Below are 1138 nucleotides of genomic sequence, written 5' to 3' on the forward strand. Positions count from 1 at the left end.
CCGGCAGCGCCAGAGCGCGCCCGGCAGCGCTAGTGCGCGTCGTGCACGGCGCGACTGTCCTTCGGCGCCTGCTCGCGATCATTCATGCTGTAGTCCCTGACGACGCAGGCGATGCGCAGATGATAATCGGCAAAGATCTGCGCCCTGCCCTTGGCCTGGGTGCGGCGGTGCTCCATCGTGTTGCGCCAGGCCTGGACCGCCGCCTCGTCCCGCCAGAACGACACCGACAGGATCTTGCCCTTCTCGGTCAGGCTCTCGAAACGCTCGACCGAGATGAAGCCGTCGATGGTTTGCAGCAGCGGCTTCAGATCGGCTGCGAGGTCGAAATAATCCTGACGATGTTCCGGCTTGGGCCAGACCTCGAAGATCACGGCGATCATGGGCATCTCCTGCTGCTATTGCGCCTACAATACCCCTTATAAGACCACTTGGCGCAGGAAGGTGCGCTCTTCGGCGAGGATGAATTTGTGTTCCTCGGCGAAATGGAAATTGGCCATGCCTTCGGCGTCCTGCCGCAACCGGGCCCGATAGGCTTCATAGGCGGCGAGACTCTCGAAGGTAATCAGCGCCGACGCAATGTTGTTGGTGCCCTCGTGCGGCATGAAATAGCCGATCAGATCCCCACCGCATTTCGGGATGATGGTGAGCCAGCGCTTTGAATATTCCTCGAACTGCGCGCGCTTGAAGGGGTCGAGCTGGTAGCGGATGAAGACGGTGACGGACATGGTGGGCTCCTGGTTTTGCGAAGTCTCGCAGGGTGGGCAAAGCGAAGCGTGCCCACGTATGTCGGCAACGACGAATGGTGGGCACGTCGCTCCGCTCCTTTGCCCACCCTACGGGCATCCTCGCGAACGACGGTGTGGCAACACGCTACGCTCTTGCCCGACCGCAATGCTTCGGCTATCATCGAAGCATGAAATCAGGACCTGACATCGCCCTGGTCGCTTCGCTGGTCGGCGACCCCGCCCGCGCCAACATGCTCACTGCGCTGATGAACGGACGCGCGCTGACTGCGAGCGAGCTGGCGCAGGAGGCCGGCATCACGCCGCAGACGGCGAGCTCGCATCTGGCCAAGCTCGAGGCCGGCGGGCTGGTCGAGCCGGAGAAGCAGGGCCGCCACCGCTACTATCGCCTCACC

3 protein-coding genes are annotated in these 1138 nt (G+C 62.9%); 1 reads left to right on the top strand and 2 read right to left on the bottom strand.

Going from position 1 to position 1138, the window contains the following annotated elements; genetic code table 11:
• Positions 1 to 29: 29 nt before the first annotated feature.
• A complete protein-coding gene (locus MOV74_RS38710; RefSeq protein WP_246932838.1) occupies positions 30 to 380 on the bottom strand; it encodes an antibiotic biosynthesis monooxygenase in 351 nt (116 codons plus the stop codon).
• 36 nt (positions 381 to 416) lie between these two features.
• The gene (locus tag MOV74_RS38715) at positions 417 to 725 is read right to left on the bottom strand and encodes an NIPSNAP family protein (RefSeq protein WP_246932840.1); all 309 of its coding nucleotides are present in this window, start codon (positions 723 to 725) and stop codon (positions 417 to 419) included.
• Between the two features lie 188 nt (positions 726 to 913).
• Here MOV74_RS38715 and MOV74_RS38720 point away from each other — a divergent pair.
• On the top strand, positions 914 to 1138 hold a 225-nt coding region (locus MOV74_RS38720; protein ID WP_246932842.1), incomplete at its 3' end, for a helix-turn-helix transcriptional regulator.

Source organism: Bradyrhizobium sp. SHOUNA76, from assembly GCF_023006445.1.
Lineage (GTDB): Bacteria > Pseudomonadota > Alphaproteobacteria > Rhizobiales > Xanthobacteraceae > Bradyrhizobium.

Bases quoted from the DNA above. Each gene is read 5' to 3' on its own strand.
- MOV74_RS38710 (WP_246932838.1), bottom strand. From the start codon at position 380: ATGATCGCCGTGATCTTCGAGGTCTGGCCCAAGCCGGAACATCGTCAG.
- MOV74_RS38715 (WP_246932840.1), bottom strand. From the start codon at position 725: ATGTCCGTCACCGTCTTCATCCGCTACCAGCTCGACCCCTTCAAGCGC.